At 49.6% G+C, this 23,099-nt stretch carries 27 protein-coding genes; 11 read left to right on the top strand and 16 right to left on the bottom strand.

The annotated features are described in order from the left end of the window. The first annotated feature begins 8 nt into the window (after positions 1-8). The gene (locus G9C99_RS09485; protein ID WP_166417261.1) at positions 9-425 is read left to right on the top strand and encodes a hypothetical protein; all 417 of its coding nucleotides are present in this window, start codon (positions 9-11) and stop codon (positions 423-425) included. Here the strand turns inward: G9C99_RS09485 and polA are convergent. Next, positions 422-3,211: a DNA polymerase I gene (gene polA / locus G9C99_RS09480; RefSeq protein ID WP_166417260.1), complete on the bottom strand. Its 2,790-nt coding sequence runs from the start codon at positions 3,209-3,211 to the stop codon at positions 422-424. The genes G9C99_RS09485 and polA overlap by 4 nt on opposite strands. Positions 3,212-3,274: 63 nt before the next feature. Beyond that, the gene (locus tag G9C99_RS09475) at positions 3,275-3,451 is read right to left on the bottom strand and encodes a zinc-finger domain-containing protein (protein WP_166417259.1); all 177 of its coding nucleotides are present in this window, start codon (positions 3,449-3,451) and stop codon (positions 3,275-3,277) included. A 95-nt stretch (positions 3,452-3,546) separates the two neighbouring features. Between G9C99_RS09475 and G9C99_RS09470 the strand changes: the two genes are divergently transcribed. Continuing rightward, on the top strand, positions 3,547-4,482 hold the full coding sequence (locus tag G9C99_RS09470) for an ABC transporter ATP-binding protein (RefSeq protein ID WP_166417258.1): 936 nt from the start codon (positions 3,547-3,549) through the stop codon (positions 4,480-4,482). A 63-nt stretch (positions 4,483-4,545) separates the two neighbouring features. Here G9C99_RS09470 and G9C99_RS09465 read toward each other — a convergent pair whose 3' ends face one another. Then, positions 4,546-4,923, bottom strand: coding sequence for an HIT domain-containing protein (locus tag G9C99_RS09465; RefSeq protein WP_166417257.1), 378 nt, complete (start codon positions 4,921-4,923; stop codon positions 4,546-4,548). 12 nt (positions 4,924-4,935) lie between these two features. Further along, positions 4,936-6,513 carry a DUF5928 domain-containing protein gene (locus G9C99_RS09460; protein ID WP_166417256.1) on the bottom strand — a complete coding sequence of 526 codons (1,578 nt, stop codon included), beginning with the start codon at positions 6,511-6,513 and terminating at the stop codon, positions 4,936-4,938. A gap of 146 nt (positions 6,514-6,659) precedes the next feature. Here G9C99_RS09460 and G9C99_RS09455 point away from each other — a divergent pair, with 146 nt between their 5' ends. Continuing rightward, entirely contained in the window at positions 6,660-7,481 is an 822-nt protein-coding gene (locus G9C99_RS09455; protein ID WP_166417255.1) for a sulfotransferase family protein, read from the top strand. A gap of 34 nt (positions 7,482-7,515) precedes the next feature. Here the strand turns inward: G9C99_RS09455 and G9C99_RS09450 are convergent, their stop codons facing one another. Further along, entirely contained in the window at positions 7,516-8,511 is a 996-nt protein-coding gene (locus G9C99_RS09450) for an adenosine kinase (RefSeq protein ID WP_166417254.1), read from the bottom strand. Then, complete coding sequence (gene nth / locus G9C99_RS09445) at positions 8,508-9,164, bottom strand: endonuclease III (protein ID WP_166417253.1); 657 nt, start codon at positions 9,162-9,164, stop codon at positions 8,508-8,510. Before nth ends, G9C99_RS09450 begins: the two co-directional genes overlap by 4 nt. 146 nt (positions 9,165-9,310) lie before the next feature. Between nth and G9C99_RS09440 the strand changes: the two genes are divergently transcribed. The 3 genes from G9C99_RS09440 to G9C99_RS09430 all read left to right on the top strand — a co-directional run bounded on the left by G9C99_RS09440 (position 9,311) and on the right by G9C99_RS09430 (position 11,789). Then, positions 9,311-10,147: a methylated-DNA--[protein]-cysteine S-methyltransferase gene (locus tag G9C99_RS09440; protein WP_166417252.1), complete on the top strand. Its 837-nt coding sequence runs from the start codon at positions 9,311-9,313 to the stop codon at positions 10,145-10,147. Positions 10,148-10,263: 116 nt separating this feature from the next. Beyond that, positions 10,264-10,935, top strand: coding sequence for an OmpA family protein (locus G9C99_RS09435; RefSeq protein WP_166417251.1), 672 nt, complete (start codon positions 10,264-10,266; stop codon positions 10,933-10,935). 86 nt (positions 10,936-11,021) lie between these two features. Continuing rightward, on the top strand, positions 11,022-11,789 hold the full coding sequence (locus G9C99_RS09430; protein WP_166417250.1) for a FadR/GntR family transcriptional regulator: 768 nt from the start codon (positions 11,022-11,024) through the stop codon (positions 11,787-11,789). A 49-nt stretch (positions 11,790-11,838) separates the two neighbouring features. Here G9C99_RS09430 and G9C99_RS09425 read toward each other — a convergent pair whose 3' ends face one another. From G9C99_RS09425 to G9C99_RS09400, 6 genes are all read right to left on the bottom strand, one after another. After that, the gene (locus tag G9C99_RS09425) at positions 11,839-12,396 is read right to left on the bottom strand and encodes a F0F1 ATP synthase subunit B (RefSeq protein WP_205859839.1); all 558 of its coding nucleotides are present in this window, start codon (positions 12,394-12,396) and stop codon (positions 11,839-11,841) included. 1 nt (position 12,397) lies between these two features. Next, on the bottom strand, positions 12,398-12,979 hold the full coding sequence (locus tag G9C99_RS09420) for a F0F1 ATP synthase subunit B' (RefSeq protein WP_166417248.1): 582 nt from the start codon (positions 12,977-12,979) through the stop codon (positions 12,398-12,400). Between the two features lie 77 nt (positions 12,980-13,056). Next, on the bottom strand, positions 13,057-13,293 hold the full coding sequence (locus G9C99_RS09415; RefSeq protein ID WP_166417247.1) for a F0F1 ATP synthase subunit C: 237 nt from the start codon (positions 13,291-13,293) through the stop codon (positions 13,057-13,059). Between the two features lie 59 nt (positions 13,294-13,352). Next, complete coding sequence (locus tag G9C99_RS09410; RefSeq protein ID WP_166417246.1) at positions 13,353-14,156, bottom strand: F0F1 ATP synthase subunit A; 804 nt, start codon at positions 14,154-14,156, stop codon at positions 13,353-13,355. 33 nt (positions 14,157-14,189) lie between these two features. After that, complete coding sequence (locus G9C99_RS09405; protein WP_166417245.1) at positions 14,190-14,516, bottom strand: AtpZ/AtpI family protein; 327 nt, start codon at positions 14,514-14,516, stop codon at positions 14,190-14,192. 166 nt (positions 14,517-14,682) lie between these two features. Next, complete coding sequence (locus tag G9C99_RS09400; RefSeq protein ID WP_166417244.1) at positions 14,683-15,579, bottom strand: DMT family transporter; 897 nt, start codon at positions 15,577-15,579, stop codon at positions 14,683-14,685. Between the two features lie 144 nt (positions 15,580-15,723). Between G9C99_RS09400 and G9C99_RS09395 the strand changes: the two genes are divergently transcribed. Then, complete coding sequence (locus G9C99_RS09395) at positions 15,724-16,047, top strand: ArsR/SmtB family transcription factor (protein WP_166417243.1); 324 nt, start codon at positions 15,724-15,726, stop codon at positions 16,045-16,047. 74 nt (positions 16,048-16,121) lie between these two features. On the opposite strand, the gene G9C99_RS09390 is transcribed toward G9C99_RS09395, so the two are convergent. Next, positions 16,122-16,919, bottom strand: a complete 798-nt coding sequence (locus G9C99_RS09390; RefSeq protein WP_166417242.1) for a phytanoyl-CoA dioxygenase family protein — start codon at positions 16,917-16,919, stop codon at positions 16,122-16,124. 82 nt (positions 16,920-17,001) lie between these two features. Between G9C99_RS09390 and G9C99_RS09385 the strand changes: the two genes are divergently transcribed. Further along, positions 17,002-17,904: a LysR substrate-binding domain-containing protein gene (locus G9C99_RS09385; RefSeq protein WP_166417241.1), complete on the top strand. Its 903-nt coding sequence runs from the start codon at positions 17,002-17,004 to the stop codon at positions 17,902-17,904. On the opposite strand, the gene G9C99_RS09380 is transcribed toward G9C99_RS09385, so the two are convergent. The 3 genes from G9C99_RS09380 to G9C99_RS09370 all read right to left on the bottom strand — a co-directional run bounded on the left by G9C99_RS09380 (position 17,901) and on the right by G9C99_RS09370 (position 19,789). Next, positions 17,901-18,278, bottom strand: a complete 378-nt coding sequence (locus G9C99_RS09380) for a hypothetical protein (RefSeq protein WP_166417240.1) — start codon at positions 18,276-18,278, stop codon at positions 17,901-17,903. The genes G9C99_RS09385 and G9C99_RS09380 overlap by 4 nt on opposite strands. 11 nt (positions 18,279-18,289) lie before the next feature. Beyond that, positions 18,290-19,063, bottom strand: a complete 774-nt coding sequence (locus G9C99_RS09375; protein WP_166417239.1) for a DUF6478 family protein — start codon at positions 19,061-19,063, stop codon at positions 18,290-18,292. Positions 19,064-19,147: 84 nt separating this feature from the next. Continuing rightward, complete coding sequence (locus tag G9C99_RS09370) at positions 19,148-19,789, bottom strand: hypothetical protein (protein WP_166417238.1); 642 nt, start codon at positions 19,787-19,789, stop codon at positions 19,148-19,150. A 139-nt stretch (positions 19,790-19,928) separates the two neighbouring features. Between G9C99_RS09370 and G9C99_RS09365 the strand changes: the two genes are divergently transcribed. The 3 genes from G9C99_RS09365 to G9C99_RS09355 all read left to right on the top strand — a co-directional run bounded on the left by G9C99_RS09365 (position 19,929) and on the right by G9C99_RS09355 (position 23,090). After that, positions 19,929-20,828 carry a CPBP family intramembrane glutamic endopeptidase gene (locus G9C99_RS09365; RefSeq protein ID WP_166417237.1) on the top strand — a complete coding sequence of 300 codons (900 nt, stop codon included), beginning with the start codon at positions 19,929-19,931 and terminating at the stop codon, positions 20,826-20,828. A 61-nt stretch (positions 20,829-20,889) separates the two neighbouring features. Then, positions 20,890-21,819 carry an acetyl-CoA carboxylase, carboxyltransferase subunit beta gene (gene accD / locus G9C99_RS09360; RefSeq protein ID WP_166417236.1) on the top strand — a complete coding sequence of 310 codons (930 nt, stop codon included), beginning with the start codon at positions 20,890-20,892 and terminating at the stop codon, positions 21,817-21,819. Continuing rightward, a complete protein-coding gene (locus G9C99_RS09355) occupies positions 21,816-23,090 on the top strand; it encodes a bifunctional folylpolyglutamate synthase/dihydrofolate synthase (RefSeq protein ID WP_331459986.1) in 1,275 nt (424 codons plus the stop codon). The genes accD and G9C99_RS09355 overlap by 4 nt, the downstream gene beginning before the upstream one ends. Positions 23,091-23,099 lie beyond the last annotated feature (9 nt).

Here is a 23,099-nt window from a genome sequence, read left to right as displayed (position 1 = left end):
CTAGAATTATGCAAACGCTTCATTTCGCTGCATCTGTACAGCACCAAATTAGCCTCCTTGTCTCAGGTAACCCATTGACGGCATTTGACAGATATTTCGCTCAAAATGGGGTCATGTTTGCCAACGGAACCATTTTTGCCTCCAGCGCAGCCGAGGCGCGTGCAAAGCAAAAACCGTTTTTTGATTCCGCCTGTGAAATCCATGGTTGCATCAGTGATCTGGCCTTTGACCTCAGAAAACAGCTATGTGCGTTTCGAAACAGAACTCTTTTTGTCTCGTCCGACAGTGTATCCCACCAAATCGACGGTTTATGTTGGCAGTATTGGCAAGATGGCAAAATCGCCATCGAACGATACTACGATGGCGATTTCATGCGGGAACAAATTGAACGCGGCATTCTGACGAAGCCAGCTTTGCTTCTTTAGTGCGCCTCCGCCCAATTGGCCCCCTGCCCTGCATCCACGATCAGCGGTACATCCAAATGCACAGCCGGCATTGCGGCTGTTTGCATAACATCGCGGGCCCGGTTGATCGTTTCCTCTACTGCACTTTCGTCTACTTCAAAAATCAGTTCGTCATGGACCTGCAACAGCATTTTGGCGGGCAGGTCAGAGATAGCTTCAGGCATGCGCACCATGGCCCGCCGGATCACATCAGCGGCGGTACCCTGAATGGGCGCGTTGATCGCCGCACGTTTAGCAAAGCTGGCTTTGGGCCCCTTTGCGCCGATCTCGGACGTGTGAATTTTGCGCCCAAATAAGGTTTGCACATAGCCATGGTCAGTCGCGAATTTAACGGTGTCATCCATATAGGTACGGATGCCCGGAAACCGTTCAAAATACCGATCAATAAAGCCTTGTGCCTCTTTACGTGGAATACGCAAATTTCGTGCTAGGCCAAAACCTGAAATCCCATAGATGACACCAAAGTTGATCGCTTTTGCTTGACGTCTTACCATTGGATCCATGTTCTCAAGCGGAACATTAAACATCTCGGCAGCGGTCATTGCGTGAATATCTTGACCGTCCCGGAACGCCTCTTTGAGCGCATCGATACCGGCAATATCCGCTAAAATCCGTAGCTCGATTTGGCTATAGTCTAGGCTCAGCAAGACTTTCCCCTCGTCCGCGATAAAGGCTTCGCGAATGCGTCGCCCCTCTTCAGAACGCACAGGTATGTTTTGCAAATTTGGATCCGTTGATGCCAAACGCCCGGTGCTCGCCCCGGCAATTGAATAAGACGTGTGAACACGGCCCGTATCAGGATGAATATGTTCCTGCAGCGCATCGGTATAGGTCGATTTCAATTTAGAAAGCTGACGCCAGTCCAAAACTCGTGCCGGTAAATCATGGCCTTCAGACGCCAAGTCCTCTAGCACATCAGCACCCGTTGCATAGGCACCGGTTTTACCTTTTTTACCGCCCTCAAGTTCCAACTTATCGAACAAAATTTCCCCTAATTGCTTAGGCGATCCAATATTAAAGGACTGACCGGCAAGTTCGTGAATTTCCGCCTCTAATCCCGCCATCTTCTGCGCAAAGGAATTGGACATTCTGCTGAGGACATCACGATCAACTTTGATTCCGTGCATCTCCATTTGAGCCAAAACAGGCACGAGCGGACGCTCAAGCGTTTCGTAAACAGTCGTGACCTGTTTTTGATGCAGTTGTGGTTTGAACATTTTCCACAAACGCAGCGTAATGTCAGCATCTTCTGCCGCATATTTTATGGCATCTTCAATCGGGACGCGATCAAATGTGATCGCAGATTTTCCCGTGCCTAACAACGATTTTATCGGAATTGGTGTGTGATCCAAATACCGTGTACTCAACGCATCCATTCCGTGATTATGCATGCCGCCATGCAAAGCATAAGACAACAACATCGTATCATCTATCGGAGCCACCTGAATGCCAAGCCTAGCAAAAATCTTGGCATCGTATTTCATATTTTGCCCGATTTTGATAATTGCCGGGTCTTCTAGAACGGGCTTCAACGCGGTCAACACATCGTCCAGTGGCAACTGTCCTTCAGCCAGCTCATCCACCGCAAACAATCCATCACCCGAGCCTGCACGATGTATCAACGGGATATAACATGCCTCACCCGGCTCAACGCACAGTGATATACCAACCAGATCTGCACGCATTTCATTGAGACCTGTCGTTTCTGTATCAACAGCAACCCAGCCGCGTTCATAGATACGAGCTATCCATGCTTGCAGTGCAGCGTGATCAGACACACCTTCATATTTTTCAGGATCAATCCCCGGCATTTCAAGTGTTTCAACTGCTGTTGGAGCCTCAGGCAAGCTGGGAGCTTCCACTCCGAACTTCCCAGCCATACGCTTTGTCAGCGTACGCAATTCCATATCAGCCAAAAAGGCCATCAAATCATCGGCAATAGGATCGCGCAATTCCATATCATCCAATGAAAAATCAAGTTTCATCTCTTGGTCCAGCTCAACCAAACGCTTGGAAACACGTATTAATTCCGCATTCTCAACGAGGCTCTGTCGTCTTTTCGGCTGCTTGATTTCCTCGGCTCTCGCTAACAAGGTTTCAAGATCACCATACTCGTTGATCAACAGCGCGGCAGTTTTGATCCCGATGCCCGGTGCGCCCGGCACATTGTCAACACTATCGCCCGCAAGCGCTTGAACATCGACAACACGATCTGGCCCAACGCCAAATTTTTCCTCGACACCTTCGGTATCAATGCGCTTATTTTTCATGACGTCGAGCATCTCAACACCACCGCCAACAAGCTGCATCAAGTCCTTGTCAGAACTGATAATCGTACAGCGGCCGCCAGCTTCTCGCGCCTGACGGGCTAGGGTCGCAATAATGTCGTCGGCCTCAAATCCCTCGACCTCATAACACGCAATGTTGAACGCTCGGGTTGCGTCCCGTGTCAACGGAAACTGTGGCCGTAAATCTTCCGGTGCTGGGGGACGGTTGGCTTTGTATTTGTCGTAAATATCGTTGCGGAAGGATTTACCCGAATGATCAAAAATGACCGCAACATGGGTTGGTGCGTCGGGGCCTTTATTATCCTCGATCTGTTTCACCAACATGTTGCAAAATCCGGACACCGCCCCAATTGGAAGACCATCAGATTTACGCGTTAACGGTGGCAAAGCGTGATAGGCCCGAAAAATAAAGGCGGACCCATCAATCAGGTGCACGTGGCACCCTTTTCCAAAAGACATTTATGCTCTCCCGTTTTTAATTCGCGCACCCGCGCCAAATGGGCAAACGGGCCAAGGTGCCGATTATTCGGCTGCGTCTGTTTTTAGAACAAAACGCTTATCGCAATAACCGCATTCAGCAAAACCTTGTTCAGCTGAAATAGAAATCCACACACGCGGATGCCCAAGTGCACCCTCACCGCCATCACAGGCAACACGGTTGGTTTCAACGATTTCGGTTTCAGGGGCTTCAACAGTCATGGCTGCTCCGTTCAGATTCTCAAAAGCTGGCTTTGCGCCGCACCTGCGGGCATGATACCAGCCCATTTAGCACGAGCAAGTCAGAAGGAACAGATATGTCGGCCAACGCAATTGAAATCGACACGCTGGTGAAGACCTATGCCTCTTCTGGCAATCAACCGCCCAAAGAGGCGCTTAAAGGCGTATCTCTCAATATTCCCCAAGGTAGTATTTTTGGCCTTCTCGGCCCAAATGGCGCAGGAAAGTCCACCCTCATCAATATTCTTGCCGGTTTGGTTCTGAAATCCTCTGGCTCCGTTCGAATTTGGGGGTTTGATCAGGATAAAAACCCTAGACAGTCTCGTGCTGCGATAGGTGTGATGCCACAAGAATTGAATATGGATCCATTTTTTTCGCCTCGCGCCGCATTGGATGTTCAGGCCGGGCTTTATGGTGTGCCCAAAGCCCAACGAAAGACAGATGAGATTCTTGAGCTTATTGGCCTAACGGACAAGGCAAACGCCTACGCCCGAAATCTGTCTGGTGGCATGCGACGCCGTTTGCTATTGGGCAAAGCGCTGGTCCATCATCCCCACATCCTCGTCCTTGATGAGCCCACCGCTGGCGTCGATATCGAACTGCGTCAAATGCTATGGAAAAATATTCGCGCCTTAAACGATCAAGGCATGACCATTATCCTAACCACCCACTACCTCGAAGAAGCAGAGGAAATGTGTGATGAAATCGCTATTATCAACCACGGACAGGTCGTTACCCAAGACAAGACCAAAAACTTGATCAAGGGCATTGATCAAAAAACGCTCGTCATTACACCGACCAATCCTGAGATTCAGGTGGCGTTACCCGACGGTGTTAAAGTTGAATACCGTTCAGATGGCAGCCACGCTTTCACCTATCACACAGGGCAGATTTCAGCCGACGCTGTCTTACGTACCATCAGTGAAAGCGGATTAGGAATCAGCGATATTCGCTCCGAAGACGCTGACCTTGAAGATGCGTTTTTAGCTCTAACGAGATCAGCCGCCCGATAATACACACCAATATGAAAGCCCCTGCACGCAGGGGCTTGAAACACTCAGCGCCGCGTTAGCCGTTCACTTTTCCAACATGCGCCCCAATGGGCGCCCCGCAAGAATATGCATGTGTAAATGCGGAACTTCCTGCACTCCCGCAGCCCCTGCATTTGAGATTACGCGATACCCTTGACCATCTAGCCCCGGCGAAACACCGAGGTCATTGCATATCCGTCCAATTGTGCGCGTGTAGTCTACGATTTCCTCCTCCGTCGCAGAGTTTGCAAAGTGATCATAAGTCACATACGCCCCCTTTGGGATGACAATCACGTGCTCTGGCGCTTGCGGCGCAATATCGCGAAACGCCAATGTATGCTCAGTTTCTAACACTGTTGTATTCGGGATTTCACCGCGCAGTATCTTAGCAAAAATGTTCTGATCGTCGTATTCGTAGGCCATTTTATCTCTCTATCAGTCAGCAAACAAGTGATTGGTCGTCGCAACTTCGCGCGCTTGTTCCGCTGAAATACGCAAAAAGCTCTGCAAAGTCACAGAGTTTTCATCCTCGGACGCCGCTTCCCTCATACGCAGATGATCTGAAAAGTTTGCATCGCGAATGCGCTCACTTTCGAAAACCACATCGTATCGTATGGTTGGCAGTAACTTATCAATCGTTTCCTGAGGGGTATGATCACCCGCCAATCCAACGCGTTTCGCATGGCCGATTAAATAGTCATCGGTAAACTCACATTCAACTTCCAGCATCTTTGTACGGCTACGATCGTTAAAGAAGTCTTCAAACAGGTCGAGGTTATTGGGGTCCAAACACACGACAAGCCGATTGGTGTCATAGTAATCAAATAACATCCGGAGCAATGCGCGTCTGTGCCGTGTTCGTTTTCCGAGGTTAGATTGGATTCCGCCCAGATCTGGAAGCGCTGTGCCTTCTTCGTCAAACAGGTATTCAATGGTCGGTAGATTGGTGACTTGGCGTATCTTTTCGACCAGCCTCTTTGCCACATGCCATTTTTTGCAGACAATAATCATCAATTCGCGTTCACGCCCCAACGAACTTTCACTTTCCCAGAACCTCTGAGTAAAGCGGCGTCCAATACGGCCGCGTCCTGTTAGGAATTTAAACAGACTACGCCCTTCGTTGGAGATTTCGAATTTTTCCCCTGCACTTGCGTAAAGCGCGCCCAATCGTTGCTTTAGCTCTTTGGCCTCCGGGCTGATTTTTCGTGCAAATAAGAAATTCTGGCTGAGCAATAAATCATAGTGATCATTATAAAACGTCACCGGCATCCCGTAATCCGTGAACATCAAAAACGTCAATGTACGCGTTTCAATTTCTTGTTCGGGGATTAAATGGCGCACAATAGTCTGAAAGAAGGTTTCGTCAGGTATCCATGTCGTCCGGAAAAATCGCATGACGTCTTTTCTAGAGCGGGTAAAGTCCAAAACAGCCTCAATCGTTTGGCGACGTAGGCACCACCACTGACTCCCAATCATGATTTGTAGATCATGGGGAATATCCCGAGTGATATTAAACTTTTTCTGAAAATCGAACGATTTATAGAACAGCCATTTTCTTGTGCGTTCGTTAAAGAAGTGGCGATAAATCAATCGTTCTTCTTTAAACCCTGTCTTAATCCAATCGCTTTCAAAATAATCAAAGCTCTCGATATAATCGATGTCCCTATTATCAAGAAACGAATGTGCGTACTCGGCTGACTTGATCGCCATGCAATCGCCAGACAGCATATAAAAATGCGTCGCGCGCGGAAATGCGTTAACGGCAGCCTCTACCGCATAAAGAGTCGCCTGCACCAAAGACCATTCACCCCACCCGCATTTTATGCGCTTTTTGGCAAAGGTTACGTTGGGATTGTCGCCCAACGCGGATTTGATTTTCAAAAAATGTTCTGGATTTGCACGCGCATCAAAGTGAATCGACATGAAGTCGCCAGCCGCCGTCAGCCGCTCTGCTTGCGTGATAATCGCGTCTGGGTCTTTATGACACAAAAGGATAAAGGCAATTTTTGCCATTATGGAACCATTTCTGACTGTTATTCATTATTGTTTACATAGATAACGTGAACAGAGATTGAAACGGTACCATTTCTTTGGTTTCTTAAAAACAAATTGCTCAAAGGCAACAATGCCCAAATTCAGAGCAAATGGAGGCAAGACATATGGGGTTTCCAGGAACCTGGATGACTGAGAGCCAAAGCGTCGTCTATCGCGTTGTTCCAAAGTGCGCGTGTTCGACCATTGGTCAAGTCATGTATTATTCTGATCACGGCGAATTTTTTGATGGTGATATCCACGATTCCAAAAAAGGAATGCACAAGTGGGCGTTGGATGACAGCCAGCCATTGATTGAAAAAAATGTCACTGCACACGATTCCTATGCGTTTACATGTGTGCGCAATCCCTACACACGTATTCTATCGTCTTTCTTTGACAAAATTTGCGGCATCCAACGAAACGGTCGCCGGTATCGCGGGAACCTCGTTCCACTGTTGATCCAAAAATATGGAATCGAAGTTGGCGATCCTGAAACTGGATTCGAATTCGACCAAATCCAAAGCTTCCGCCGGTTTTTACTATTTGCGCGCGACACCATTCGTTGGCGCCGCCCAATGGATCCTGATATCCACTGGTCCGCAATGTCAGGTCATGTATCCACATTCATTTGCAATGGCGGCCGCTACGACAACATTGTCTTTACCGAAAAGTTTAATGAAGGCATGCAAAGCGTGCTGGATGCCGTCGAAACGCCGGTCGATGTTGATCTCTCCAGCATCCCGCGTTTCAATGAATCCGAAGGTCACGGACCAAAACGTGCGCATCCTGTTGAAGACTATTTCGACGATTTATCCATGCATTTGGTATACGAAATGTACCATCGAGATTTTGAAGTCTTCAAATATGATTTCGAAGACCCGTCAAACAAAATGCCTATAGCGGAAATCGATCTGAACGAAATTCATGCTAAACTCGGCAACTCATAAAAAAGGCGCGGTATAATCCGCGCCTTTTTACCCATCAGAGTAAGCCGTGCTTTTCAAAAAGAGACAACAAGTTTGTCTCAGCGCGCGCCCCAATGTGACTGATCACTTCGGACGCCGCAACACAACCCATTTTCCCGCAGGTTTCCACATCGTGTCCATTGGTCAGCCCCCACAGGAATGCGCCTGCGAAAAGATCGCCTGCCCCGGTTGCATCAACAATATCGGTCGGAACGGCCAGGGCATGATAACGTTCACCACCTGCCAAGATATGCGCGCCGTTGTCAGAATCTGTACACGCAACGATCTCGACTTCGCTCGCGGCCATAGCCAATGCCGCGTCAAAATCGTCGGTTTCGTACATCGACAGCATTTCAGCGCGATTGCAGAACAACAGATCCACATCGGATTTGATCACCGAACGGAAAGCATCCCGGTGACGCTCTACACAAAACGGATCGGACAGAGTGATTGAAACTTTGCCACCTGCGCCTTTGCAGGCTGCTATTGCCTTCGCGAATGCGGCATGGCTATCGGGGCCGTCAAAACGATACCCCTCAAGATAAATCCACTCAGCGTCCGCCATCATAGTTTCATCAATGTCTTCGGGCGTCAGAAACTCTGACACTCCCAGATAGGTGTTCATCGAACGCTCACCATCCGGGGTCACGATGATCATACAGCGCCCGGTTTCCAATGCACTTTGCGCGTCCATAAGAGGCGTTTCATACGCGGCGCCAAGTGCCCGCATATCGTGGGCGAAGATTTCACCAAGCTGATCGTCTTTTACTTTTCCGACATAGGCTGCACGCCCACCTAGACCAGCGATTCCAGCAATTGTGTTTGCACCTGATCCGCCGGAAATTTGCTGTCCGGGGCCCATATGGCTGTAAAGCTCGACCGCCCGCTCCATATCAATCAACTGCATGATGCCCTTCTCGACACCATTTTCAGCCAGAAAGGAATCTTCAGCGTGGGTTAGCACATCAACCATGGCATTACCGATGCCGACCACTTGGTACTTCTTCGTCATATGTTCTTTTCCTCAAACGGGCAGAGATCGCGGATGATGCAATTGCTGCAGGCGGGTTTGCGCGCCTTACAAACATAGCGCCCATGTAGGATCAACCAGTGATGTGCATGATGTTGAAATTCAGCGGGTATGTTGTCCTCAATAGCACGTTCAACAACATCCACATCTTTGCCTGGGCAAATACCTGTGCGGTTGCCAATACGAAAGATATGCGTGTCCACAGCCTGTGCCGGTTGTTTAAACCACATATTCAACACAACATTGGCTGTCTTACGCCCAACACCAGGCAACGATACGAGTGCCGCCCGAGAAGAGGGCACTTCGCCCCCATAGTCATCCACCAGTATCTGCGCCGTTTTCATCACGTTTTTGGCTTTTTGCCGAAATAGACCGATCGTTTTGATATGATCGGTAAGGGCATCGATCCCCAGATCAAGCATCTTTTGTGGCGTATCAGCGATTTTAAACAACTCTTTGGTTGCTTTGTTCACACCAACATCTGTGGCTTGTGCGGACAAAGCGACAGCCACAACCAACGTATAGGCATTGGTATGATCTAGTTCACCTTTTGGCTCTGGCTCTTGATCCCGGAACCGTGTGAAAATCTCCCTCAGAACGGGGTAGCTAAGCTGTTTGGCTGGCTTTTGTATCATGTCACCTATATGCCCGTGCGGTTCACACAGGTCCAGCCTTTCATCTTCGAACCGCGTTCTTCATCGGGCTACCATATTTTCGCGCAATATTCGGGTCGCAAACCCAGTGGAAATTTTTTAGCGTTACAAAGAATACGGAGAACATCATGCAACAAGAAGACAGTTATCATTTTAATCTGATCCGTCGCGCGTTAGATGAAATCGATGCAGGCGACACGCAAATTTCGCTGAGCGAACTCGCACAGAAAATGGACATGAGTTCTGCACATTTTCAGCGTGTGTTTAGTCGATGGGTTGGCGTTTCCCCTAAACGATATCAACAATACCTCACGCTGAACCACGCTAAAACACTCCTGCAGGATCGAATGACGGTTTTGGACACGGCCCATAGCGCCGGTTTGTCCGGGGGTGGACGGCTTCATGACTTATTCATCAAATGGGAGGCGATGAGCCCAGGCGAATATGCCGCCAAGGGCCATGGGCTTACGATTTCATATGGATGGTTCGATGGGCCTTTTGGTGAAATGCTCGCAATGGGAACCGAGCGCGGTTTATGTGGATTGGCATTCTCGTCAGAATGTGGACGTGATCATGCCATGCGCGATATGCAAAGCCGTTGGCCCAAAGCGCACTACAACGAAGCGCCTCAAATCCTTCAACCATGGATCGACGGTGCGTTGGCCGGCACTGAGACCCGACTATTTATGATCGGCGCGCCTTTGCAGATCAAAGTCTGGGAGGCCCTTCTACAAATCCCTTCCGGCCACGTCACAACATATTCAGAAATTGCCCAAGCAGTCGGCAACCCCAAAGCCGTCCGCGCCGTCGGAACCGCCGTTGGCCGCAACCCAGTGAGTTGGCTTATCCCTTGTCACCGCGCATTACGTAAATCCGGAGCACTTGGCGGATACCATTGGGGCATACCTGTGAAACGCGCGATGTTAGCTTGGGAAAGCGCGCGCGAAGATAGCAAAGCCGGTTGAGCAAGCGGTTTGCTGCCAGTTCAGGTGTTTTTGCAGCGTTGATATTCGATAACATTAGGGTTTTCAGTAAAGAAGACCATATGAATTACAGTATCAAACGACACGAGGCTAAAAGCATGAGAGCAAAAGCTCCCCTAATTTTTGTGACCGCTGGGGCATTGGCCCTTTCGGGTTGTATGGACACAGGTACAGGCGTTTCTCGCCCTGATGGCTCACCAAATCGCACAGCAAATGGCGCAATCATTGGTGGCCTAGCAGGCGCGTTGATTGGCGGCACACGCGAAAGCGGTAATGACCGCTTCCGCAATGCTCTTGTTGGTGGCGCAGTCGGTGCTGGTGTTGGTGCATTAATTGGCAACCACCTTGACCAACAGGCCGCAGATTTGCAGCGTGATCTCGGGAATGATCAAATCAATGTGCAGAACAATGGTGATGAACTTGTGGTGACCATGCCGCAAGACCTGCTATTTGCTACAGACAGTTCAAGCCTTCGTTCAGATCTGCGTCGCGATCTTCGCGTGTTGGCCCAGAACCTTCAGAGCTATCCGGACACCACGGTTGACGTCATCGGCCATACCGACAACACAGGTGACGCGGGTTACAATCAAAACCTGTCCACTCAGCGCGCCAACACTGTGGCATCCGTTCTCCTAAGCGAAGGTGTTTCATCTTATCGTGTACGCGCGTTTGGCCGCGGAGAGGGTCAACCAATTGCGTCGAACTTGACGCCAGATGGACGTGCACAAAATAGACGCGTAGAACTCATTATTCGACCAACAACGAACTAATAGAACAGGCCGGGCATAGCCCGGCCTTTTTGGTTGTCCCACTGCCCACTTGGTCATATGATTTTACCAATTGCGCAGAGGATACTATGCCCTTTCAAAAAATTCAGGCTGAAAAGCTCTCTCATGCCGTTGTGCGCCAAATCGAAGATTTGATCTTGCGCGGTATTTTACGACCAGGCGAACGCCTTCCCTCAGAACGGGAATTGTCCGAAAAATTTGGCGTTTCTCGCCCTTCATTGCGTGAAGCGATTTCCGACTTGCAGTCTGACGGATTGCTCACCAGCAAAGCCGGCGCTGGTATCTATGTAGCTGAGGTTTTAGGCTCAGCCTTTTCGCCTGCATTGATCAAACTGTTCAGCACGCACGATGCAGCGGTATTTGACTACATTGCATTTCGACGTGATTTAGAGGCAATGGTTGCCCGACGCGCTGCAGAGCTCGGATCAAATACCGATTTGGCCGTCATCGACACTATTTTCCGCAAGATGGAAATCGCACATACCAAGCGCAACCCTCAGGAAGAAGCCAGCTTAGACGCTGAGTTTCACTTGTCGATTATCGAAGCCAGCCACAATGTTGTCATGCAACATATGATGCGTTCAATGTTCGATCTCTTGCGAGAAGGCGTTTTCTACAATCGTCAAATCATGTTTAAGCAGCGGACGAACCGAGACAAGCTTTTGAACCAACACAGAGCAATCAACGCTGCACTTCAAGCCAGAGATCCTGACGCAGCAAGCGATGCCGTAAAAGCCCATATGGACTATGTAGAGCTCTGCATGACCAACCAACGCAAAACAGATCAAAATGAACTACAAGCGCAACGACGACTTGCGCATCAAAAATCAAAATAAAAAAACCCGGCCTAAAGCCGGGTTTTAAACTATCATCGAAAAGAGATGATTAGTGTAGCTTTGTATCAACCTCAGCGATGGCCGCGTCGATCAGCTTATTGCCTTCGGTCGCTGTCATTTGCTTAGCGATGACATCACTTGCAGCGGCAACTGCAACGGTAATCGCTGTATCGCGTACTTCTTTAACAGCGGAAACTTCTGCAGATGCGATTTGATCCACAGCAGCTTGAAGGCGGCGGGCAATAGTGCCTTTCAGCTCTTCTTTAGCGGCTACAGCGGCGGCAGCAGCTTCAGCTTTCGCATGTTCAACGATACGGTCAGCCTGCTCTTTAACTTCTTCTTGCTTACGCTCGTAAGATGCCAAAATTGTTTGCGCTTCTTCACGCAGTGCACGGGCTTCGTCTAAGTCAGATTTAATGCCTTCAGCACGTTTATCCAACACTCCACCGATCATGCTTGGAACGTTGAAATGCATCAACACCGCAACAAACAAGATAAATGCAACCAGAACCACTAGGTTCGTGTTAGAGAGCGAAAAGAACGGGCCAGATGCGGCCAGCGCAGGACTAGCAGTCAACGTAAAAAGGATAGATAGTTTTTTCATCATCTTATCCTTTCACACGTTCAGCAACAGCTGCTTCAATTGCTTTTGCATCGCCAGACATCCCGAGGGATCCAACAATCTCAGCCGCAGTTGATTTGGCTACTTCATGAACGCTTTCGACAGCACTCGCGCGAATTTCTGCAATTGCTTTTTCTGATTCAGCTGCTTTTGCGGCTATCTCAGCATCAGCTTTTGCGATTTCCGCATCAAGATCAGCCTGAATTTCAGCTTTGGTTTCAGCAACAATCCGGTGTGCTTCTGTACGTGCATCAGCAAGAGCCTGATTGTACGCCTCTTCTGCAGCAACCGCTTTTTGCTTCAGCTCTTCAGCTTGGGCAAGATCGTTTGCAATGGTGCCCTGACGCTCTGCCAAAACTGCCGCAATACGGGGCAAAGCAACGCGTGATAGGACGAGGTAGATCACGACAAGCGTGACCATCAACCAGAAAATCTGGTTTGGAAAGGTCGCAAACTCGAGCTGCGGCATACCTGCCGATGCAGCTTCTGCATGACCTGCTGCACCGTGTGCAGCGTCTACCGCACCATGTGCGGTCTCTGTGTCGGCACTATGCGTGTCGTTAGCCATGTCTTCCTCCTCGGAACCTCTGTTATACGGATGGCCAGAATATCAAGCCATCCGCACGTAAGGATGGTCCGTAAGGATTAAACGGCGAACATCAAAAGCAAAGCGACGAGGAACGAGAAGATCCCCAAAGCTTCAGCAAACGCGATGCCGATGAAGAGCGTAGCAGTTTGTGCAGCAGCAGCTGACGGGTTGCGCAATGCACCTGCCAAGAAGTTACCAGCAACGTGGCCTACACCGATAGCTGCAGCACCTGAACCGATAGCTGCTAAACCTGCACCGATGAATTGACCCATTTCTGCGATATTGCCTTCCATGTCGATTTCTCCTTACGTTGGAATTTGGCTAGATATTAGTGATGTTTCGGGATCTTGACTTAGTGTGAAGGATGCAGAGCATCTTTTAGATAAACACAAGTCAGGATGGTAAAGACGTAAGCCTGAATGAAGGCCACAAGAACTTCGAGTGCGTAAACCGCAGTGATCGCGAAGATCGGCAAGAAAGCGAACATGCCCAAGGCACCTGCAAAGCCGGCGAACACTTTGATAACTGCGTGTCCGGCCATGACGTTACCCGCAAGACGGATAGAGTGGCTAACTGGACGTACGAAGTATGAAATAAGCTCAATGATTGCGAGAACCGGGCGCAGCGCAAGCGGCGCTGATGACACCCAGAACAAACCAAGGAATGCAGTTCCGTTCTTAACAAAGCCCACAATCGTAACAGTCAGGAAAACCAGCATCGCAAGGATTGCAGTGACCGCGATATGTGACGTTGTTGTAAAGCTAAATGGCAGCAAGCCAAGGAAGTTTGCGAATACGATGAACATGAACAAAGTCATGATATATGGGAAAAAGCCAACAGCGTCTTTGCCTGCAACATCTTCGACCATTTTGTAAACGAAGCCATACGCGCTTTCAGCGATTGACTGTGTGCGTGTTGGGATAATCGCGCGGCGACGCGTTCCAACAACCAAGAGCAAGATAATACAAAGAACCGCAATCGCCATCCAAGCCGTTACATTGGTAGGTGTGTACCAGCTGATATCGCCGTGACCGAACAGCGGCGAAATTTCAAACTGATCCATCGGGTGAATGGCCAACCCAGCATGCTCTGGCTGCAAGAAAAGTGTTGCGGCTGCAACGATGACCAGTGCCAGAATTAATGCAATCTTACCCATCAGTATTTCGCTCCTTCGCCAGATGCTGTGCATCTAGTCTTTCGTCTCTTTTGCGGCTTTCGCCACTTGTTCCTCTTGGATTTCCCGAGCGGTGCGAAGCATTGTCTTCACCCCTGCTGCAAAACCCAGCAATATAAACAGCACCATCAATATCGGCGTGGTCCCAAAAAGCAGATCCAGCCCGTATCCAATGCCAAAGCCAATCGCGAGACCGACTACAAGTTCTATCACCATCCGCCAGGCCATATTGGCCGTTGAATAATGTTCATCTATGCGCGGTTCCGGTTCCTGAGCCTTTTTCAACGCACCAATCCGTTCATCCAGCGCCTTGAGCCGGTTAGGATCGGGGTTGTCAGACATCGTTTTCGCCACCCTTAGACAGTTGCCGGGAACCTAGGCAGAAGGCCTCTCAGAGTCAAGAGATTCCCAAGATAGCCAAACAACCTGTAAGCGGCTGATTTAAAATGAATAAATTTACAACCACTCGCCCGTCGCCGTGGCCTGTCATATTCAACCATTTGGTTGATCATACTTTTATTGTCGTGGCTTTCTTGCGCCCAAACAACCGACCATCGATCAACAGAAGCCCAACGAACATGATTGCCATCCCTATAAGGTGACTGTTTTCTACCTGCTCCCCCAACACGAGGGAGCCAAGCCAAATAGAAGAGACTGGCGCGATAAAGGTAACGGTGGACGTAGCCGTCGCCCCAACTCTAGGCAATAACCAGAACATGACCATGAAAGAAGCTGACGTTAAAACAAATCCTATAATGGCAAACGAAAACCACGTTTCGGCCTGTGTGATATGCGGCAGGCCTTCCAGCGTGAACGCAACAGGGCCTATGACCAATGCCCCGCCAGTCAATGACCACATTGCCAAAATGACCGGGTCGAGATCTTTGTATCGCCGCGCCATGTTGACGGCGATACCGTAACAAACCGGAGCGATGAGTGCGATGAGGATCGCCCAGATCTCCGATTGTGCGCCTTGCTCTATCGACGGCAGCGTTAATACGGCAATCCCGGCAAACCCGGCTAGAATCCCAAGTGTTTTTAAGAAAGTCGCCTTTTCGCCGCCGGGCCAAAATTGCGACACGATGACGACCATCACCGGTGTCATCGCATTGATGATGCCTGCGACGCCTCCTGCGAGGTACTGCTGACTCACGGGATAAACTGCAAATGGGATCGCGTAGTTAATCGTTCCCAACAGAACCATTCCAAGAATAATAAGGGGCGACTGAAAAACGGATTTACCAACTGCCAACGCATACACCCAACATCCCAATGCCCCGAGCCCCGTACGCCCCAGTGACATCGTGAACGGCCCGACTTCGCGCAGAAGTATTTCATTGAAAATAAAGGAAGAACCCCAGCCAATACCAAGAATAAAGATAAGAAACCAGTAGCGCGCTGTCATTTGATCAATCCAATTTTGAGCGAAAACACAGCAAAGATATTGGCGAATAACACCCCTACTCTGCACGCAAAGACAAACGCCCGCCACAACGGAAAGTCAACCATCTGGTTGACTAATTCAGCAATGCCTTGCAGATAAAACGCCATGCAAAACAAACTCGACACCATATTTGCCGCACTATCTGATGCGACCCGCCGCGAAATTCTTTCGATGCTGTTAGAGGACGATATGGCTGTTACTGACGTTGCAGAACCATTTGAAATGTCTTTGGCCGCCATTTCAAAGCATCTGGTCATATTAACCAAATCCGGGCTTATTTCCCAAGAAAAACGCGGACGCGTTAAGTGGTGTAAACTGGAACCAGATGCCCTGAAAGATGCGTCAATTTGGATGCAAGGCTTTGGACAATTCGAGGCCGTGAACCTAGACGCATTTGAAGCGTTTTTAGAGCAAGAACTCGAAAAATAGGCATATGGTTTGTATGCATAAATCGTATGGTTTTCGTATGGTTTTTATGCATACGATTTATGCACTTCCATTTCTTAGGCTTGATAGATCGTTGGGAACCAATCTTCGCGCAGAGTTTGGCCCGGTTTCATATCGTGTCCCGGAAACGGCGGTGACGTGGGACCTGCGCGTTCCACATAACGCGCATCATCCCCAACCAAACGCAGTGAAAACGCGCGACGACGCAATCCCGCATTATTGCCACGTGCGCCATGCAAAATTCCATAGTTGAACGCGACCGCATCTCCGGGTTCCATTTCCCATTCTTTGATATCCATTCCTTCGGCGTCTGGATCAGGAACCTGCATATAAGCATCGTCATCTGGATAGAAATTTTCCTCGGATAGCCAGCGTGTTGGCAATACGGGTTTTTCCCAAAGGTGCGACCCAGCAACACAGCGTAAAGAAGCTTCGCGCACGGGATCAAGTGGTGACCAGAAACTAACGTTTTGCTGACCCTCTACAAAATAGTATGGGCCATCTTGGTGCCATGGCGTTGGTTTGGATGTGCCCGGCTCTTTGACTAAAACATGATCATGAAACACCTGCACCTTTTGTGACTGCATCAAACCGGCAGCGACGGCACCTGCTTCCGAGTTGCGAATGACATCTTCAAACTCGGAAATGCGTGTCCAATTGCAATAATCATCAAAGAACCGTCCACCTTCGCCTGCTTTCAGGTTTTCCGCGGCATAAGGCCCTGGTTCGGTCATGTTTTTCTCGACACCCGCGCGAAGCGTTTCAACATGGTCTTTAAACAGACCTTTGACCACGACAACGCCATCGCGTTGATATGCGTCGATTTGCTCTTGGGTAAGAAGGGGATGAATCATTTTGCGTCTCCTGTTTCCAAGCGACCATAGTAAAACTCACTTTTAGCTTCCAATAATATATATCTAATATAGATATAGTTTTATGCTATATATTACACTTCGACAAATGGAATACATAACTGCGGTCGCGGCTGCAGATAGCTTAACAGAGGCAGCCGCGCATCTGAACATTTCACAGCCATCCTTATCTGTTGCGGTGACTCAAGTAGAACAGCATTTAGGTCAAAAGTTGTTTCTTAGAAAAAAGGGCGCGCGGATTACTGCGACCGAATTTGGGAACTCGTTTGTCGAACGTGCCGCCGATATTTTAAGCCAAGCCCAAAGTCTGGAAGACCCCCGCGCTGCAGCACGCCATATTGCCGGGCGTGTCACACTCGGTTGCTTTGAAGACATCGCTCCGCTGTACCTCGCACCAGCCTTATCGCAGTTACGCGCCGCCCTACCCGGCGTTGATGTTAAATACAAAATTGCCGGGTTCTCCGAACTTGCGAGCGACATGCTTAATAACACCGTTGATTTGGCCATTACGTACGATCTGGGGTTGGACGCCAGTTTTGACAAGCAGGTTTGGCGTGATATTGCCCCCAGTGCATTTTTCGCGAGAACTGATCCGATGGGACAACGCCCACAAGTCTCGCTTGCGGAATTGGCGGATTGTCCCTTGATCCTGTTTGAAGAGGGGTTATCGATACGCCATGTTCTCGGGCTGTTTCGGCGGATCGGAGCAAATCCACGTGTCAAACATCGCACCTCGTCAATTGAAGTAATGCGCAGTTTGGCCGCCCACGGTGAAGGCGTAGGTATCAGCTACACCACCCCACCGACCTCTCAAAGTTACGATGGACAGCAGCTGTGCAATGTGCCCATTTCAGATAGCTTTGCTGCAGAACCTATTATTTTAGCCTCCGCCCATGATATTTCTTCGGCAATTCCGCTAGAGAAGATGAGAACAGCACTTATGCAGACTAAGGCGAATAAGGTTTAACTGGTTTCCAGACAATGGCGGCGAAATGCGCGCTTAAGCATATCAAGTTCCGCCCGCAAAAGATCGACTTCTGCGCGAAAGTCATCCTCGAGCGCCTGACCAGTTACGAGTGTGTAAGACCCAAGACGTTCGCCGCTGCGTTTGTCGGTAATCAAAAAGGTTTGAACTCCATCGGTCAAAGCTTCAAGCGGAATATGAAACCGTAAGATCCATTGTCCGTTGCCCGCATCTTCGGTGAGTTCAACGTTTTCCAAAGGTTGCTCTAGGTAAGTAACCGAAAGATCAGGAATTGGGTCCGCATCTTCAGCCAGAAGCAATACGCCTTCCCAGACGCCTTCTTTGGTGCGGGTGTGGGTAAGTGTTGTGTGTTCCATCTATCCGCTCCTTAAAGTTCTGCGCGCGGCCGGCGACTGAATGTGACATCGCGTAAAATGATTTGATTCATCTCTGGACCTTCAAAGATCAAATCAACCCACATTTTTTCAACGCGCTTTTCATTCAATTTTGTATAGGCCAGATCAAATTCAACCATAACCTCATCAGTACCAACCGGAAGTTCACGTACAATTTGTTCGGTATTCGGGCCGTGCTTCACGTTCAGGCGCGCAAATATTTCGAGGGGTTTTTCCAACTCGGCGATCACATCCATGCGCACCATGTGCTTCTTACGCAGTCCCTGAGTTGCCGACGGAGGCAAATCAATGACCAGCGATAGAAAACTTCCGTCGAACCGAAACACATCCATACGAAACCCAAAGGGTGCGAGATCAGCCTCGCGGGTATTTCGCAATTGGCGACAGGTCAGTTCGGAAATTTGGCAATCGTGAAAAATGGTTGCTTCTTGCCCAATCATTGCCCGACTTTCCACCGCAGCTAGACCCGCCGGGGTGACTGGACTTGTCCATAGCTCAGGGCGGTAGGCCCAATCCGTTTTCAGGGGTGTCGGAAACGCGTTTGAACCTATCAAAGGAAGCGCCAAACGGTTGTCTGCAATATAAGATAATCGATCTAGCGACCGGCGCAGTTGACGCGCGCGACTGCGATACTTGCGCAAAGATGTCAGACTCATTTTGTCCGCATTCTTTGCAAGCCTCTCCCAACGCCGTAAAAACCGCTGGTGAACAACTTTATAAGCAACTGATTTTAAACGAAATGCCATGCTCAGACATACACCTTACGCTGACCGGTTCGACCCGGTTTTTCCAAGGTTATAATTAACTATTCCGAAAAATAGAAGAATAAGTCATGACATTTCCACGTTTTCTGTTTCCATTTCGTGAACAAATGCCTCCAAAATCTCGCGGCCTTCAGCCCTACTGATCGGCGTTACCGTACTGGAAAACACTGAAATTGACACCAAATGCCCATTTATAGGAAGCACTCCGCGCCAATAGGTTCGATCTAAGGCAGTCTCAAAATTGTCACTTTGATCTTCTATTCGCAGGAAAAGAACATCATCCTCAATTGTGTTGGCGTGAATCGTCATTGCATTTGCGTCATCCGATTGGCTGAGCGCAGTATGCCCTGTTTCGGTCGCGAAAAACCCCTGAAGGTGTTCAGAAAATACATCATTCAAATCATGTTCAATCTTTACCCCAACAGAGACAACAACAACTGCGCCATGAGGTAAAGACCCTACAAAACTTGTTTGTCTCAATGCTGCGCACGACCCAAAAAGCACAGTACCATCAGTACGAGGCGCTGCCGAAGACAGGCAATACCCAGTTGGCGCAGACACAATAACCTCATTGCGCAAAACTGCCTGTGTTTCGGTCTGGCTTTGCTCATCAGGAAACAGGTTGCTGGCCAGGCATCCGGGCAAAAACACCCCCCCAAACAGCGCCAACAAAATCTTACGTGGAAATAAAAAATTATTAAAAGGCATTATACTCTCGTTTTTTGTTCAGGCCTAGAGAACCCAAAAGCATCGCGCAAGACTGGTCATACATTATAAGCAGACATCCACTTGTCATGAACCCGAATTTAGGGGCACAACAGGGTGTGGAATTTTAGGCCAACATATCATGAACTATCCTTTCTATGAACGACTTATCGCCCCGGCCCGCCGAAGCAACGAAATTTGGCGAATATGCGTAGGCTGTGTGATGATTGCTGTGGCTTATCCTCTTTGTCTTCATCTTTATTGGGATCTACTGTCTGGCATCGCCGGGCTACCGCGTTGGGCGGTTCAGACTGCGGTGGAAACAGGGCTGCGTCCCGTGTGGACGCTCGCATTGCTGTTTAGTTTTGTTGGATTTTGGATTGCTTGCTTTTTTGTTGTGCGATTTCTACACAAACGGCCCTTTCGGAGCCTTTTTGGTTCCTTTCGTGGCGTGGCCTATGATTTCTGGCGTGTTGTTATCGCGATCGTTCTTCTCAATGTAGCTTTAGCGGTACTGCCCCCATACGGTGACGGCGAAAGCAGTGATGCACTACGAAATCCTGCACTTTCCCTATCAACTTGGATCGCGCTTCTTCCATTTTCCTTGATCGCTATCCTCATTCAAACCGGAGCAGAAGAGGTATTGTTTCGCGGATATCTCCAAAGCCAGCTGGCCGCACGGTTCAAATCGCCTTTGATTTGGATATTAGTACCCTCTTTTCTTTTTGCTGCGGGGCATTATGCGCCAAACATTCATGGGGAAAATAATACATTTATCGTCATTTGGGCCGGGCTTTTTGGCGTCTTAGCTGCGGATTTGACAGCGCGCTCTGGGACACTTGGTGCGGCGTTGGGATTCCATTTTGCAAATAATGTCTTTGCATTACTGTTGGTTGGCAGCCCAGGCGCCATGGGTGGACTTGCGCTTTATCATGATAGAGTTGCCGTTTCAGGCGAACCGTTTCCAACGACAACAATGATAATTCAATGCGGATTTTTGTTGATTGCTTGGCTTGCAGCACGGATTGCATTGCGGCGTTGATTGCAATTCCCGTCGTTGCACATTATTTCAGGGCAACCATAGATCAAAGGTGCCCTTGCGTATGAACTGGATCACGAACTACGTCCGCCCCACTATTAACTCCCTATTTTCGCGTCGGGAGGTTCCAGATAATCTTTGGACCAAGTGTCCAGAGTGCGGAACGATGTTGTTCCACCGGGAACTGGCCGACAGCCTGAATGTGTGTTCAGGGTGTGAACATCACATGGCAATTACGCCACGCAAACGGTTCGAAGCCTTATTTGACGGAGGCATCTTTACCGAAGTGGACGTGCCCGAAGTTGTGGCCGACCCGCTGGGCTTTAAGGATCAGAAAAAATACCCTGATCGAATGAAAGCCGCGCAAAAGAAAACCGGCGAACGCGATGCGATGCTGGTCGCAGAAGGCGACATTGGCCGCACCCCTATCGTTGCTGCTGCGCAGGACTTTTCCTTTATGGGTGGGTCAATGGGTATGTATGTTGGCAACGCAATTGTGGCTGGTGCCCAGCGTGCTGTTGCGATGAACAAACCCTTTGTTCTGTTTTCCGCCGCTGGTGGTGCCCGGATGCAAGAAGGTATTCTAAGCCTCATGCAAATGCCGCGCACAACGGTCGCCGTTGAAATGCTGCGCGAGGCAAACCTGCCCTATATCGTGGTTCTGACCCACCCCACCACCGGCGGCGTGACAGCATCCTACGCGATGCTGGGTGATGTTCAAATTGCTGAACCCAATGCACTTATTGGATTTGCTGGCGCGCGTGTGATTGAACAAACCATTCGCGAAAAACTACCCGAAGGTTTTCAACGGTCCGAGTATTTGCTCGACCATGGGATGCTTGACCGTGTGACGCATCGCAAAGACCTGCGCGAAGAGTTGATCACAATTACCCGTATGTTGATGGGGCAAACTCCAGCCATCAAGGGTGATCTTCCGGCACCGATTGCAGAAGAAGCTCTAGATACAACAAGGTCTGAGGAAACCAGCGCGTGACACAACAAAACTCGGACATCATCCTCGAACGGATGATGGCGCTGCACCCCAAAGTCATGGATTTGGTTTTGGATCGCGTTTGGCGTTTGCTTGGCGCATTGGACAATCCGCAGAAAAAGCTACCGCCTGTCATTCATTTGGCAGGCACCAACGGCAAAGGGTCCACCCAAGCAATGATCCGTGCAGGGCTTGAGGGGGCTGGAAAATCCGTTCACGCCTATACCTCACCGCATCTCGCACGTTTTCACGAACGTATCCGGCTTGCCGGTGATTTGATTTCTGAGGCAGATCTGACCGAGATTTTGGACGAATGCTACGGCGCCAATGGCGGTGAAAGCATCACCTATTTCGAAATTACAACTGTGGCTGGATTGCTCGCATTTTCGCGCACCGCTGCCGACTATACACTTCTCGAAGTGGGCTTGGGCGGACGTTTGGACGCAACAAACGTCATCGATCAGCCCGCATTGTCCGTCATCACGCCAATTTCCATCGATCATGAACAGTTTTTGGGCGACACACTGACCAAAATTGCGACGGAAAAGGCAGGTATCATCAAACGTGGCGTTCCCTGCATTGTTGGCCCGCAACCCGATGAGGCCATGGATGTGATTGAGGCAACCGCCGCTAAGCTAGGCGCGCCTTTGTTTGCCTATGGTCAGCAGTGGCACGTTTCAGAAGAACGTGGACGTCTGATTTATCAGGACGACAACGGATTGCTGGATTTGCCTTTGCCGGTATTGCTTGGTGAACATCAAATTCAAAATGCGGGCGCCGCAATTGCCGCGTTACGCGTTCTGGGTTTTGACAACACAGCTTGCGAAGCTGCAGTCACTCAAGCCGAATGGGCCGCACGTATGCAGCGGCTACGCCATGGCCCCCTCATTGATGCAGCAGCGGGCGCTGAGCTATGGCTGGACGGCGGGCATAACCCCGCGGCGGGCGAAGCACTTGCAAAGGTACTGAAACGTTTGCCTGAGCGACCAACGCATATTGTTTGTGGCATGTTGAACACCAAGGACATCAGTGGGTATTTACGCCCTCTGGCCACCTGCGCCCAAAGCCTGACTGCCATATCTATTCCGGGTGAGCAAAACACACTTCCTGCAGAAGATACTGCTCAAGCCGCAATAGATGAGGGAATGAACGCAACAACTGCAGAGTCTGCCGAAGCTGCGATCGCAGCCATCGTTGTAAAAGATCCAAACGCGAGGGTTTTGATCTGCGGCTCTCTTTATCTTGCTGGGGCCATCCTACGCGAGAACGGTTAAAATAAGAAG

This window comes from Cochlodiniinecator piscidefendens, from assembly GCF_011326755.1.
Lineage (GTDB): Bacteria > Pseudomonadota > Alphaproteobacteria > Rhodobacterales > Rhodobacteraceae > Cochlodiniinecator > Cochlodiniinecator piscidefendens.
This window is presented reverse-complemented; position numbering and strand designations above follow the sequence as displayed.